At 63.3% G+C, this 12889-nt stretch carries 14 protein-coding genes; 9 read left to right on the top strand and 5 right to left on the bottom strand.

Going from position 1 to position 12889, the window contains the following annotated elements; translation table 11 throughout:
- The first annotated feature begins 49 nt into the window (after positions 1-49).
- The 9 genes from AC1MLZ_RS24955 to AC1MLZ_RS24915 all read left to right on the top strand — a co-directional run bounded on the left by AC1MLZ_RS24955 (position 50) and on the right by AC1MLZ_RS24915 (position 8750).
- The gene (locus AC1MLZ_RS24955; protein ID WP_480962505.1) at positions 50-715 is read left to right on the top strand and encodes a type IV secretion system protein; all 666 of its coding nucleotides are present in this window, start codon (positions 50-52) and stop codon (positions 713-715) included.
- Complete coding sequence (locus AC1MLZ_RS24950) at positions 712-1017, top strand: hypothetical protein (RefSeq protein ID WP_480962504.1); 306 nt, start codon at positions 712-714, stop codon at positions 1015-1017. The genes AC1MLZ_RS24955 and AC1MLZ_RS24950 overlap by 4 nt, the downstream gene beginning before the upstream one ends.
- A 28-nt stretch (positions 1018-1045) precedes the next feature.
- Positions 1046-2059, top strand: coding sequence for a type IV secretion system protein (locus tag AC1MLZ_RS24945; RefSeq protein WP_480962503.1), 1014 nt, complete (start codon positions 1046-1048; stop codon positions 2057-2059).
- Positions 2060-2473: 414 nt separating this feature from the next.
- The gene (locus AC1MLZ_RS24940; protein WP_480962502.1) at positions 2474-3166 is read left to right on the top strand and encodes a VirB8 family type IV secretion system protein; all 693 of its coding nucleotides are present in this window, start codon (positions 2474-2476) and stop codon (positions 3164-3166) included.
- On the top strand, positions 3163-4002 hold the full coding sequence (locus AC1MLZ_RS24935) for a TrbG/VirB9 family P-type conjugative transfer protein (RefSeq protein WP_480962501.1): 840 nt from the start codon (positions 3163-3165) through the stop codon (positions 4000-4002). Before AC1MLZ_RS24940 ends, AC1MLZ_RS24935 begins: the two co-directional genes overlap by 4 nt.
- A gap of 1 nt (position 4003) precedes the next feature.
- Entirely contained in the window at positions 4004-5200 is a 1197-nt protein-coding gene (gene virB10 / locus AC1MLZ_RS24930) for a type IV secretion system protein VirB10 (protein WP_480962500.1), read from the top strand.
- The gene (virB11, locus tag AC1MLZ_RS24925; RefSeq protein ID WP_480962499.1) at positions 5197-6210 is read left to right on the top strand and encodes a P-type DNA transfer ATPase VirB11; all 1014 of its coding nucleotides are present in this window, start codon (positions 5197-5199) and stop codon (positions 6208-6210) included. The genes virB10 and virB11 overlap by 4 nt, the downstream gene beginning before the upstream one ends.
- Positions 6200-8002: a type IV secretory system conjugative DNA transfer family protein gene (locus AC1MLZ_RS24920; RefSeq protein ID WP_480962498.1), complete on the top strand. Its 1803-nt coding sequence runs from the start codon at positions 6200-6202 to the stop codon at positions 8000-8002. The genes virB11 and AC1MLZ_RS24920 overlap by 11 nt, the downstream gene beginning before the upstream one ends.
- A gap of 1 nt (position 8003) precedes the next feature.
- A complete protein-coding gene (locus tag AC1MLZ_RS24915) occupies positions 8004-8750 on the top strand; it encodes an LPD7 domain-containing protein (protein ID WP_480962497.1) in 747 nt (248 codons plus the stop codon).
- A 33-nt stretch (positions 8751-8783) separates the two neighbouring features.
- Here the strand turns inward: AC1MLZ_RS24915 and AC1MLZ_RS24910 are convergent, their stop codons facing one another.
- The 5 genes from AC1MLZ_RS24910 to AC1MLZ_RS24890 form a co-directional block, all read right to left on the bottom strand.
- On the bottom strand, positions 8784-9143 hold the full coding sequence (locus AC1MLZ_RS24910; RefSeq protein WP_480962496.1) for a hypothetical protein: 360 nt from the start codon (positions 9141-9143) through the stop codon (positions 8784-8786).
- Positions 9144-9256: 113 nt separating this feature from the next.
- Positions 9257-10324 carry a relaxase/mobilization nuclease domain-containing protein gene (locus tag AC1MLZ_RS24905; protein ID WP_480962495.1) on the bottom strand — a complete coding sequence of 356 codons (1068 nt, stop codon included), beginning with the start codon at positions 10322-10324 and terminating at the stop codon, positions 9257-9259.
- Positions 10325-10362: 38 nt separating this feature from the next.
- Complete coding sequence (locus tag AC1MLZ_RS24900) at positions 10363-10887, bottom strand: hypothetical protein (RefSeq protein WP_480962494.1); 525 nt, start codon at positions 10885-10887, stop codon at positions 10363-10365.
- 240 nt (positions 10888-11127) lie between these two features.
- Positions 11128-12150 (bottom strand): ParB/RepB/Spo0J family partition protein, encoded by a 1023-nt coding sequence (locus tag AC1MLZ_RS24895; RefSeq protein WP_480962493.1) that lies wholly within the window; start codon positions 12148-12150, stop codon positions 11128-11130.
- Positions 12147-12887, bottom strand: coding sequence for a ParA family protein (locus AC1MLZ_RS24890; protein WP_480962492.1), 741 nt, complete (start codon positions 12885-12887; stop codon positions 12147-12149). The genes AC1MLZ_RS24895 and AC1MLZ_RS24890 overlap by 4 nt, the downstream gene beginning before the upstream one ends.
- Between the last annotated feature and the right edge of the window lie 2 nt (positions 12888-12889).

Below are 12889 nucleotides of genomic sequence, written 5' to 3'. Positions count from 1 at the left end.
CATGCGTAGCTTGAAGGTTTTCGCCCTCGCGCTGGCAGGATCAGCGTCCATGCTCGCCGGGTCGGCGCACGCGCAGGGCATTCCGGTCATCGACACGTCGTCGATCGTCCAGCAGATCGAACAGGTCCGGCAGGGCGTGCAGGTTCTCCAGCAGGGCGCCGCTCAAATCCAGGAAGCGCAGAAGCTCTACCAGGACCTCAACAAGGCGACCGACATTGGCAACATCGCCAACCGCCTGAAGAGCGACGTGCTGCGCACCAGCAACGTGTCGTCCAGCAGTCTTGATGGCTACGTGAACGGCAACGTCGACGTTGTAGGTGGCCTGCGTGGTAAGGCGAACGAGGTCTATCAGGAGCTGCTTGGCAAGGTTCCGCAGTCCGCCACGGCAGAGCAGCGCGCAGCTTATGAGGCCGGCGCTCGACAGGCGGGGGTCGCATCAGGTCTCGCCAGCAATGTCGGCGACGCGGTGACGAGCCGGCGCGAGGGTCTGGAAGAGCTGCGCACCCGCCTTAACGGGGCGTCGTCGGCCGCAGAGCGGGCCGACATGTCGGCCCGCCTACAGCTCGAACAGGCGCAGATGATGAACGATCAGATGGGGCTCCAAGCGATCGAGCTGCAACGCCGCGCCAAGGTCGAGGCTGACTATCAGCGGCACCTGGCGTTGAACCAGGCTGAGACCAATAAGCTACGGACCGAGGCTGGAGTTAATCCATGACCTGGGCGCGCTGGTCAGTCCCCTGCCTGCTGGCGCTCGCTGCATGTGGGACGAAGGAGTCAGGTTCGTCGGACCCGCAACTGCGCTCCGACATGCCGGCGCGGAGCGCCAGCTTCTACGTCGAGCATCGGGACGAGCTGACGGAGATGGAGACAGTCTGCGGTGCATGGCGGGCCTCGCAACGGCCCGCTGCTTCCTGGCCCTCCGTCGTATTTGGCAATTGCAACAGTGTGAACACCGCAAAGACAATGATTTCGAACGATGCCGAGACACAGAAGCTTCGGAAAGAGGCAGGCATCTAGTTCCACCTGAACATTCCGGGGTCGCGTGATGGGCTTTAATATTTACACGGAGATGTTCAATGCTCTCAACGGGGCATTAGCAGGGATAATAGCCGCATATGCGGGCGTCATCGGATGGATTTCCGGCCCTCTCCGTGTAGGTGTGACCATCTACATCATACTTCTCGGCCTCGCGATCATGCGCGGGGCTGTCGAGTATCCTTTTCGCGAGTTCGTATATCGGGGCATGAAGCTCGCGGCGCTCGTCTTCGCCGTAACGACGCTTTACGGCACCGCGGTCGGGCTGCTGGCCATGAACGGTTTGCCGAGAGAGGTCGCGAACGCGGTAGGCGCGCAGGATGTTAATGGCCTGGGAGGGTTCTTCGACGGCATCCTGAAAGGTGCCGTTCGTGCCATCGCGAACATTAAAGACATTGTTCATGCTCATACCGTCGAGGAAGGCGAGAATTGGGCTGGCATCCCCAATAATTGGGACGAGATTATCGCCAGCGAGATAATCAACATCGTCATCATGCTCGCGGCCCTTCTGGCATCCGCCTTGGGCTTCGCAATTTGCGCGTTCGCTTTGTTCGCGCTGGCCCTACTGGCGGCCGTTGGTCCAGTCTTTGTTGCGGCGCTACTATTCGACTCGACGCGATCGTTCTTTTTTCAGTGGCTCGGGAGCGTTGTGAATTACATAATCCTCGTGGCTTTCGCGCTGCTTGTGACTGTGTTCATCGCCAATACCGCCGACGCCTTCATCGACGCGATCACGTTGAATGACTCGCTGATCCTCGCGGCTGTCAAGGCGCTGGGGTTCTACGCTCTCGGTTTCTTCTTCTTCCTCCAAATCCCAAGCATGGCTGCTGGCCTGGGCGGGGGTGGCGCGTCGCTCGCGACACAGTTCGCGAACGCTTCAACGGGGAATATCGGGCCGATCATAGGGCGGGCGGTATCCAACGCCCCGTCTTCGGCCGTGGCGAGGGCGTGGCGGGCCGCTCGTCGTGGCGGCGGCGGGGGCGGTGGTGGCTCCGGCGGTGGCGAGCTGCGCCGCACCAGCTAATCAGGAGATTTGGAATGAAGTTCGGTTCTGCATTGGCGATTCTCGCCCTCGCGTCTCTCACGCCGACGATGCCCGCCACGGCAGCGAAGGACGACAAGCTTCCGCGCTGCAACGGCCGCCAGAAGCGTCCCGCCAATCTGTATGGGACGATTCTGCCAACGATCCCGGATCGTTCGGCTCCCGTAGCCGCAACCTCGTCAAGCGGGGCGGGTGTGCCACGTGGCACACCCAGCCCCCAAGCTGCGCCGACGCCCTCGGTCCCTCCCACGACCAACCTATTCCCGCCAGCGAGCGAGGCACCGGCCCCGCAAGGCCCGGACACATCGCAAGCCGGCAAGGTGCCGGCGATCGGCGCCATAGGGCCTGGAGCCGGCCCTACCGCGGCGCTTCCGACCTCATACGCGAGCTGCTGACATGGCGATCGGTGTCAAAGACAAAGAAGAAGACCTCAAAGCGTATTTCGCGGAAGCGGAAAGCTGGGATCGGGATCGGTTTGTTGCTGCGGCGCGCTCGCGGCGTATCGCGTGGATCGTGGCCGGTGTTTCGAGCGCGCTGGCGATCGTCAGTGTCGGATCGGTCATGGCGCTTTCGCCGCTCAAGACCGTCGTTCCCTACGTCGTCACCGTCGATAAATCGACCGGCGCGACCGAAGTCGCTCAAGGGCTGCGCGGCGATAAATCGATCACTTATGACGAGGCGATCCGGAAGTATTTCCTCGCCGACTATGTGCGGACCCGCGAGGGGTGGATTCCGCAAGCCCGGGAAGAGTTCTACCGCAAGGTGCTGGCTCTCTCGACGCGCGAGGAACAGAACCGTTGGACGGCCTTCTACAAGAAGGACAATCCGGACTCACCGCAAAACCAGCTCACCGCCAGCGACGCGGTTTTCGTGGCAATCCGCTCCGTCGCCTTCATCTCGCCCAACGTCGCCCAGGTGCGCTTCGTCAAGCGTTTGCAGCGCGACCAGCAGGTGATCGAGACGCCTGCCATCGCGACCATCACGTTCGATGTGCTGTCGAAGCCGGAAACGGAGTCCGGCCGGTATGCAAACCCGCTCGGTTTTCAGGTGAAATCCTACCGAGCTGATGCGGAGGTTCCGACCCGATGAAATCCATCTTGCTACTGGCCGCGGCGATCGGCGCGTTGTCGGCAGCGCCAGCGCTGGCTCAGACCCCGATCCAGCGCGGCGCTGATAACCGCATTCGCGAAGTCAATTATACCGACGGCAACGTGATCCAAATCCGCAGCGCCTTCCGGACAGCGACACAAATCGAGTTCGCTCCCGGCGAGGTCATCAAGTTCGTCGCGATGGGCGATACCGTGTCGTGGGAGGTCGCGCCCGCTGACAATTCGCTGTTCGTGAAGCCGCGCGAGCGTGCCGGGGCGACGAACCTGATCGTGGTGACGGATTTCCAAGGCACGAAACGTAACTACACCTTCGAGCTTTCGGCCGTTGCCGGCGCGCGCTCCCCTGGGACGTTCTTCAAGGTCCGGCTTCGCTACCCGGAGTATGAGGCACTGCAAGCGCGTCTGGCGCAGCAGCGCGCACAGCTCACAGCCGCCCTCGCCGCGCAGAACGGCGCGATCAAGGCGGCGCTCGATATCGGCGTTCTCGAAGGCAAGCGGAACCTGAACTACAAGGTTCAGGGCGCGACGGCGCTGCAACCCTCCGAAGTCAGCGACAATGGACAATTTACGGTCCTACGCTTCCCGAACCAACGCGAGATCCCCGCCATCTTCACCGTCAATCCCGACGGTAGCGAGGCGACAGCTTCGTTCGATGTGCGGGACGAGTTCGTAGTCGTCCACGGCGTCTACAAAGAGATGCGGCTTCGCCGGGGCAAGGTGGTGCTGTGCATCTACAACGAAAGCCCGAACTTCTACGGCCGCGATCCCAAGACGGACACGGCTTCGGAAGTCGTTGAACGCACGACGGAGAACTGACGTGTCCGACAAGAGATTCGACGTCGATGCGACGCCCGATATGGGTGAAATCGATCGCACGCCCGCGGCCGATCGGCCAAGCCGCATCCCGTCCCTCAATGCCTCGCAATGGGATAACAAGAAGGTGATTGTCGGCGCGGCGCTCGGCGCTGCCGGCATCTTCACGGTGCTGACGCTCATCACGGGCTCGGGCAATCAACAAGCGATCCAACCGAAGAAAGCGCCTGCTGCGGTCGAAGCGCCTTACGATCCCAATACAGTGATCGCCCCCACATTGGCGGCGGCACCGCGCGATCCCAACGCGCCGGTGCAGCTCGCCGGCGAGCAAGTTCCGGCAATCGGCCCCGATGGTCAGCCTATCACGCCCTACGGGTCGTCGACGGCACCGCAACAGCAATCCCGGGAAGCGACCGAAGCGCAGCGTCGCGCGAGCGACGCGCGAGCTTTGCGCGACAACGCGCGGCGATCGACGCTCATCGCCTACAACGGCGATCAAGGGGGCATTGGGCGCGTCCAAGGCGCCAGTGGCGGTGCCGGTGCTTCGCAGGGCGATGGCGAGAACGCTCCTCCCAAAGCGACAGCTCTCGATACCCTCAAGCAAACCTCGGCCATCGGCACCGCCACGGCGCGGATGATCGGTGATCGCAATTATCTCGTCACAGCCGGGGCGATCATTCCCTGCACCCTCCAGACCGCGATGGACAGCACCGTCCCCGGCTACACGACATGCGTAATCCCCCGCGATATCTATTCGGACAACGGCCGGGTCGTGCTGCTCGAGAAGGGCACGCGCGTCTTCGGCGAGTATCAGGGCGGATTGCAGCGCGGGCAAAACCGGCTGTTCGCGATGTGGACGCGGGCCGTCACACCGCGGGGCGTGGCGATCGACATTGGCTCGCCGGCCTCGGACTCGCTTGGCCGCGCCGGTATTACCGGCAAGATCGATCGGTTCTTCTGGCAACGGTTCGGGGCAGCGCTGTTGTTCAGCGTCCTCGATGCGGGCGGGCAGATCGCCGGCCAGGCTGTCAGCCCGCAGGGGTCGACCGTGTTCCGGACCCCTGGGGACACCACGTCCTCGGTTCTACAGGACACGCAGCAAATCCGGCCGATCGTTCGCGTCAATCAAGGGACCGAGATGGCTATCACCGTCGCCAAGGATTTCGACTTCTCGCAAGTTTACGGACTCGGTCTCCGATGACCGTCGCGGCCTTCCGCAACACGGCGATCCTCGATCATGCCGTGCGCCCGCTGCGCCGCTATCTCGATGATGAAGGGGTGACGGAAGTCGTCATCAACGAACCGACGCTTATCGGCGTGGAACGGCGCGGCGGGTGGACCTGGGAGCGCGAAGACGAGCTAACGCTCGATGCGCTCAACCAACTGGCGCGCGCCGCGGCTGCTTTCACGTCGCAGGATGTGACGCGCGAGAATCCGATCTGCTCGACGGTTTTCCCTACCGGCGAGCGCGTCCAGCTCGTCATGCCGCCCGTCGTGCCTGACGGCACCGTGTCGATCACGGTGCGGAAGCCGTCGACGAAGACGCTATCGATGCAGGATTTCGAGGCGAGCGGGCTGTTCACGGATACAAAGGTCGCGAGCAAGCGGGTCAGCACCGTCGAAGAACGCTTGCTCGGGCTGCTCCACGCCGGCCGGCATGTCGAGTTTTTCGAGATGGCCGTGCGCAGCCGGCTCAATATCCTCATTTCCGGCGCGACCGGCTCGGGCAAGACGACGTTCTCCAAGGGGCTGATCCAGCTCATCCCCGAAAACGAACGCCTGCTGACGATCGAGGACACGCGCGAGCTGGTCGTGCCGCACAAGAACGTCGTGCATATGATCTATAGCAAGGACGGCACCGGCACCGCCAAGGTGACAGCCAAGGAGCTGCTGGAAAGCGCCCTGCGCATGAGGCCCGATCGCATCCTGCTCCAAGAGCTGCGCGACGGCACCGCGTTCTTCTATCTGCGCAACGTCAACAGCGGCCATCCCGGCTCGATCACCACCATTCACGCAGACTCGGCTGAGCTAGCGTTCGAGCAACTGACGCTGCTGGTGAAGGAAAGTGAGGGCGGCGCGGACCTCGCCCGCGACGACATACGCTCGCTGTTGAAAATCCTCGTCGATGTCGTGGTCCAGATGAAGAAGGTCGACGGCGAGTTTCGCATGACCGAGATCTATTATGACCCTGCAGGGCGTCATGCAGCCTAAACGAGGCGCCATCCTCGCGGCCGGCATCCCGGTCGCGATCGTCCTCGCCTTCTTCGTCGCGAGCGTCGTCGCGTGGATCTATCTCGGGCTTCCAAGCGCGAAGTTCGATCCGTTAAAAATGCCGGCTTTCTTCTGGTATTATCGGCAAGATCCGGTCGTGTTGAAGGCGTTCGGCGCTGGCATGGTCGTCGGCCTGGTCCTGACCGGGATCATGCTGTGGTGGCTTCTGAAACAGAAGCCCCCGCTCCACGGGGCCGCTCGCTTCGCCAAGGAAGGGGAAATCCGTCGCGCCGGATTTCGCGCCGACAACGGCATCGTGGTTGGCAAAAAAGGCGGGAAGTTCCTGACCTTCGGAGGTAGCGAGCATTGCATCGTCGAGGCCCCTACCCGCTCGGGCAAGGGCGTCGGTATCGTCATCCCCAACCTCCTGTCGTGGCAGGCGTCCGTCGTCGTTCTCGATGTGAAACGCGAGAATTGGGACGCGACCGCGGGTTTCCGGAAAAAGTTCGGGCAGGCCGTCTATCTCTTCAACCCGACCGACCCGGAGGGCCGCACCGCGCGCTACAACCCGCTCGGGTATATCGATCGCACCGATCCCGACCAGGTGGTGATCGAGCTACAGAAAATTGCGACCATGCTATTCGTGGCACCGGAGCGGGGGGAACCGTTCTGGACGGACTCGGCGCGGACCGCCTTTGTAGGCGTCGGCGCCTACCTTGCGGTTGCCGACTTGCCGTTCACCATCGGCTCGATCTATCGGCTCATGACGACCGGCGACACGCGCGGCTATTTCCGCAAGGTTCTCGACGATCGTGCGCTCGATCTGTCGCAAGGATGCCGGAACGCGCTCGCCGACTTCACGTCGGGAGCGGACAACACGTTCGCCGGCATCGTCCAGACCGTCACATCGAAATTGAGCCTATGGCTCAACCCGAGGGTCGATGCCGCGACCGAGGAAAGCGACTTCGACCTGCGCGAGTTGCGCACCAAGCCCATGTCGATTTACCTGGGCGTGTCTCCCGACGAACTGGATCGCGTCGCGCCGCTTTACAATCTCCTATTTCAACAGCTCATCGACCTAAACGTGCGTGATCTGCCGGATAGCGAAACGCCGCTCCAAGTTCTCGTCATACTCGACGAGTTTGCCCGCATCGGCCGCGCGCAAGTGATCGCCAGCGCATTCTCCTACGTCGCTGGCTACGGCATCCGTCTCCTGCCGGTGATCCAGTCCAGATCGCAGCTCCGCGCGGTCTATGGCGAGCATGTGGCGAACGAGATCGTCGCCAACTGCGGCGTCGAGGTCGCGTTCACGCCGAAGGAGCTGCGTGTCGCGAACGAGCTGTCGGAGCGCATCGGCTATGTCGGGCAGGAATCCGTCACGAAGTCACTCACGATCCACGGCATCCTGGCAAACCGCTCCAAGTCCATGTCGGACCAGCGCCGCGCCCTCTTGCTCCCGCAAGAGCTGATGCAGTTTCCGGACGGCGAGCTGCTGTTGCTGCGAGGCGGCGTCCCGCCAATCCACGGGGACAAGATACGGTTCTATGCGGACGGGCTGTTTCGCAGCCGCGTCATGGCGGCGCCAGTGGTGCCACCTATCCCGAAGACGGTTCGCGATGACGAGGATCTTCCCGAGTGCGCGATGCCGACGTTCGACCAGCTCACTGATCCGGACCCGCTGTCGTTTGCGATGGATTGCGTCGTAACGGAAGACCATCCCGACATGCTCATCGACGTGTCGGCCGAGCAGCGCGGAAACGAAGTCGTTGGTGTAATCGAACAGGAGCGGTGACATGGTTGAGAAGGTCGAAGCTGCCGGCGCTGGCATCGAGGGCAGCAACAGTCGCAGGCGGCCGATGGAAGTGCCGGCCGATCTCGAGTCTCGCTTCCTGCGCGTCGGCAACAAGCTCTATCGCAGCGCGCACGACAAAGAGCCGATCGCGACGATAACCCCCGATCGCATCAAGGCAAAGGGTCCGGAGTCACTGCCTGACCTTGTGAGGCTCGCGAAGGAAAACGGGTGGACGTCGCTCAAAATCACCGGCGACGAAGAGTTCAAGCGCGCCGCCTACCTTGCCGCCTCGGCGCAAGGGATCAGGATCGACGGGTATCAGCCCGACGAGAAAACCAAAGCCGCTGCCGATCGCGAACAGTCTCGGCAGGCCGGGGTGTCGGGGGTGACGCAACCGACGCCCCGCACCGCTAACCAAGCTCGTGATAGCAAAGAACAGGTCGACCCGCGCGTCGATCTGGCCGAGCGGTTCCGTCGGCAGACCGACGTCCAGAACGCGAAAGATCCCGAGCTGCGCAAGGCGCAAAGCCACGTCGCATTCGCCACGACGGTCGCAGAAGGGCGATTCCCAGGCCAGCCTGTGAAGCAACGCGAGTTCGTGGCTGAGCGCAAAGAGGACGTGGCGGCTCGGATCAGTCGCGGCGAGCGGATCGCCGGCATCGAGGTGAAGCAGCAACAGGCGCAGCGTGTCCGCGAAATGGCGCAGGATCAGATATTGCAGAAGTCCCGCTCGATCGGGGGACGATGATGACGATGCGGACCGCGGTCGCGGGCGGCAAGGTTACTGACCGCCTAAAGCCTCAACCCCGTCGACCGGCGACCCAAGCCGCTCCCAGGCTTCCTCATACTCTGGAAGGGCGTAGGATTTCGGCTGAAGCCAATAGGAAACGGTGCCTGCCGCATTGACGCCGCGATGTGCGGCCGTCTTCACCTCGCTTAACGTCAGGACGTAGCACTTGGGCGTGGCCGTGTTCGCGTTGATGGTGATGATCCACCAATGCGAGCAGAGCCGATCGAGCGACCCGCCAAGCGGCACCGGCGCACGCTTCGACAAGGCTTTAGATTGGATTGGGAGAACGCGCAGCTCGTCGTTGCTCGCAGCGTAGAGGTCAGCGCCCCGCGCGTTGCGCACGGTCGGCATAACATGCCACCCTCTTCGCGATAGCTCGCGCGCAACATGGTAGAGGCCCGCATTGCCGGTGAGCTGCTGACGCATACGACCTTCTAGCAAGACCGGGTACACCTTCCCACCGATCAACGCCGTCTAGTGGGTGGCGGAGGTGTGCCACGTGGCACACCCCTGTCGGGCTGCTGGTCGGGCTTTGTGCGTGCCTGAGCGTCCCTGACACGCTTTTCCGCGTCTCGTAGCATCCGGTCAGGGACCGTCTCTATATCGGCGCGTTCTTGGATGAACTGCCGCACGTCGCGCGCAAGCCGACGATCATCCCGATCGCCGGTGCGGTCGAGCCGCTGGGCCGCTGCTTCATACTTCCGCTTGGTCTCTTTCCAGCGGTCGCGCGTTTTCGAGACGAATGGTGGTTGCTGCGCCTTGCCGAGCGCGATCTGCATGGCCTCGCGGGCTTGGCGTAGATCGGCCTCGGTCGGTTGCCGCGACGCTCCGCTGCGTATTCGCGCGCGCAATTGGGTGAGGGCCATGCTGGTCCCTGCCCTGCCCTGGCCGCGGGTGTAGCGGGGCGTCGCCTCTGCCTCGACGCCGCGGCTGCGTAGTGCCTCGGCAAACGCCTCGCGAAACCGAAACAGATCCTCGCGCCTCGGATCGAACCGCTTGCGGTCCAGGCCCTCGGCCTGAACGGTAAGGTGGACGTGCGGCCGATCGGTGTCCGTGTGGAGCGCCATGACATAATCGTGGTTGTCGCCGATCATGCGCTCGGCCGCTTCCCGCACCGCCTGCTTGACGGTTTCGGGATCGGTCCCGGCCGGCATCGAAAACACCATCGCCACGGCCGATACGGTGGTGCCTTGGCGCCAATAGAGCGCGTCGGACCATTCGTCCGCAATCCGCTCAGCGTCGGCCTTGGTGGTTATCTGCTCGCCGTCCCTCGTCTCAAGCGGGACATCGCCGTGGCGGCCGATATAGTCGAGGTGCGCGCCAAGATGCCCCGCGCCCTTCTTTCTGCCGGTGACTTTCACCACGACCTCGGGTGTACGCCTGACGACGCGCGCGAGGGTGGCCCTTGCGTCGTTGGCGATCGGCGCCGGACTGGAAGCAGAAGCGGCGAAGGGGCCGGTGCCGTTGACCAGGTGCCGGGCATATCTGATGTTCGGATCGCTTACGGTGCGAGGCTTGAAGCGTGGCTTCATAGCCTCCCAAAGCTCATCCTCGCGATCTCCGAACGGCATTAGTCGGCAACCCGCCAATATGCGGCGTCACCGCGTAGCGCGTCGCCTAGTGCCGCGATCTGCTCGTTGATCTCCTCCCGCATGTCGGTAATCCGGCGAAGCTCGCGGTCAATCTGTAAGCCGCTATCGGCCATCATCGCGGCGTTGCCAGCCTTCATCGCCTGATTGAGGTTCCGGCCGATGCGCTGAAGCTGCATCCGGATCGGCGCGACGGCATCACGCATCCCGTCGTCGACGTTTGCCTTCAAGGCGAGATGCCGGCGGACGAGCGCCTTGATCCAGCCGGCGCGATCGATGCCTCGATCGGCGGCTCGATGATCGAGAACAGCGGTCTCGGCGTCGGTGAAGCGAAGCGAGACACGATTGCCGGCGCTGTCTGCGCGAGGCGCAATCCGCGGCGCGTCTGCGACGTGCCGTAACGACTGTTGCAGCACAGTCCGGAGCAAGGCGCTCCGCCCTCCCCTGCCCTCCGCAAGCGCGTCGAACGCAGCCAGCAGCTCGCGATCGACGCGCGCCGTCAGCATCGCTGTCTCTTTGGTGGGGGATGCAAGCTGCGGCGCCGATGACATGCCCGGAGGGATAATGTAATACAACAAACGCCGCAATACCTATCCTGCCATTAAACATCCCCCACCTAAATCTGCATCCGAGTGTGCCACGTGGCACACTCGGATCTGTCCGGAAGCGATGAAGTCGCGGAAGGAAAGATTGGCCTTAGGTGCGAGCGTCGGTCATTGCCGACGATCTCCGCTGCGCCGACGCGATTAGCGCCAGCTCAAGATACGCGGCTGCTCTTCTCCGTCGAAGTGCAACAGCGCCTCAACGACCATTGCGCGCTTTCCGTCGATCTCGATCGTTGGGCGCTCCACCTTCGGTTTGCCGGGCTTCGTCTTGGGCGATGACCGTGGGGCAGGGGCGTCGGTCGCGATCGGCGCAACGCTCAACTCCGATACCGCGACTGGCGTCTCGGCAAGCGCGCGGTCCGCCTCGTCGTCCCTGATCTCGTCCGTCGTCGGCGCGGAAGACGGGTCCGCATCCTCGATCAACACGGGTTCGGTAGCGCCACCTGCATCTGCGCTGTCGGTCCTGATCGGTTCCACTGGCGAAGGGGCAGGGGGCGCGGCAGTCGTCTTTTTCGCCCCGACCTCACGCGCAAACCGCTCGCACGCCAGCACCGTCATGTCCTCGGCTGCGGTGTCCGTAACGAAGGCCCGGGTCGCCGCCTCGTCCGTTTTCGCGGCCTGGGTAAGTGCGACCGCGCTCCGCATCGAAATGTCGGCGAAGAGCGCGGTGATATAATCTGGCGCCTTGGCGAGACCTTGATAGCGGGTCAGCAACGTGCGGTTGCGCCCCGTCGCGCGCGCCAGCTCGGCGAGGGACCGTCCTTTCGCAACCTGCCCGGTGACGAACCGGATCATGTCGGCCGTCGACAGATCCTCGCGCTGATCGTTCTCGATGAACTGGTCGATGCGCACCTGCTCAATGTCGTCGGTCTTGTCGACGATCGCGCGGACCTGCACGCCGAGCTTGTGGCAGGCGCGCCAGCGCCGCTCTCCGAACTTGATCCGATAGCGCCCGTCGGCATCCCTAGGTGCGACGGTGATCGGCTGAAGCTGGCCGCGCTCCTTGATCGTCTCGGCCATCTCGTCGATTTTGGCCGGGTCGATCTCGCTGCGGACGTTCTCGGGATCGGGATACAGCAGCTCGGGATCAAGAAGCTGGACGCGATCGGCGTCCGCTACGGCCGCCTTCTCGCTGAAAACGTCAAAGCCGGAGAAGTCGGTCATACCTTGCTCCCGATGCGGGTCATCGCTTCCTCGAGGAACGCGCGCATTGGCGGAAGAGAGGTGCGCACGTCCTTGTCGAACCGCCACACCGGCACATGCTCTTGGATGGCCTGGCTGTAATGCGCGCGCTCGGGAAGGTAGGTCGAAAACAGATTGCGGCCGGTCTTGCTCTTGATCGCGGCGAGCATGTCCATCTGATGCCGATCGTTGGCGCGCACGCGGTTGGGGATCAACCCGACCATGTGGATGGGCGTGCGGCGCTTAGCGTTTACGGTCTGGATCGAGTCCGAAACCTGCTTCGTCGATGCGGGGCCGAACGGCCCCAGCTCGACGGGGACGATCAGGTGGTTGCACACCAACAGGGCCGCATAATTGATCCACGACCACGAGGGCGGCGTGTCGATGACGCAATAATCGAAGAGGCTATCGAGCACCGGGAAGTTGGCGTTCAGGTTGGACAGCGCGGGCGGATAGTTCGCGTCATATTCGCCGCCCATGCGGTTCGAGTAGATCGCGAGACGCGGGAATGTGGCGGGCGGTGTGTAGCCCGGCTCGAACAGCGGCTTGCAGCTCCCAAGGCTCTCGAAGTCGGCGAGCGCATCGGTCGCGTTGCACTGGCGGTCGAGGTCGAGGAACAGGACGCGGTGGCCGGCGTCGGCAAGATGCCATGCCACATGGCAGGCGATCATCGTCTTACCGGCGCCGCCCTTCTCGACGTTGATGGCGATAGTCTGCACGC

Source organism: Sphingomonas sp. PEI4, assembly GCF_056679955.1.
Note: the sequence above shows the minus strand (reverse complement) of the source record. Positions and strands in the feature narration are given on the sequence as shown.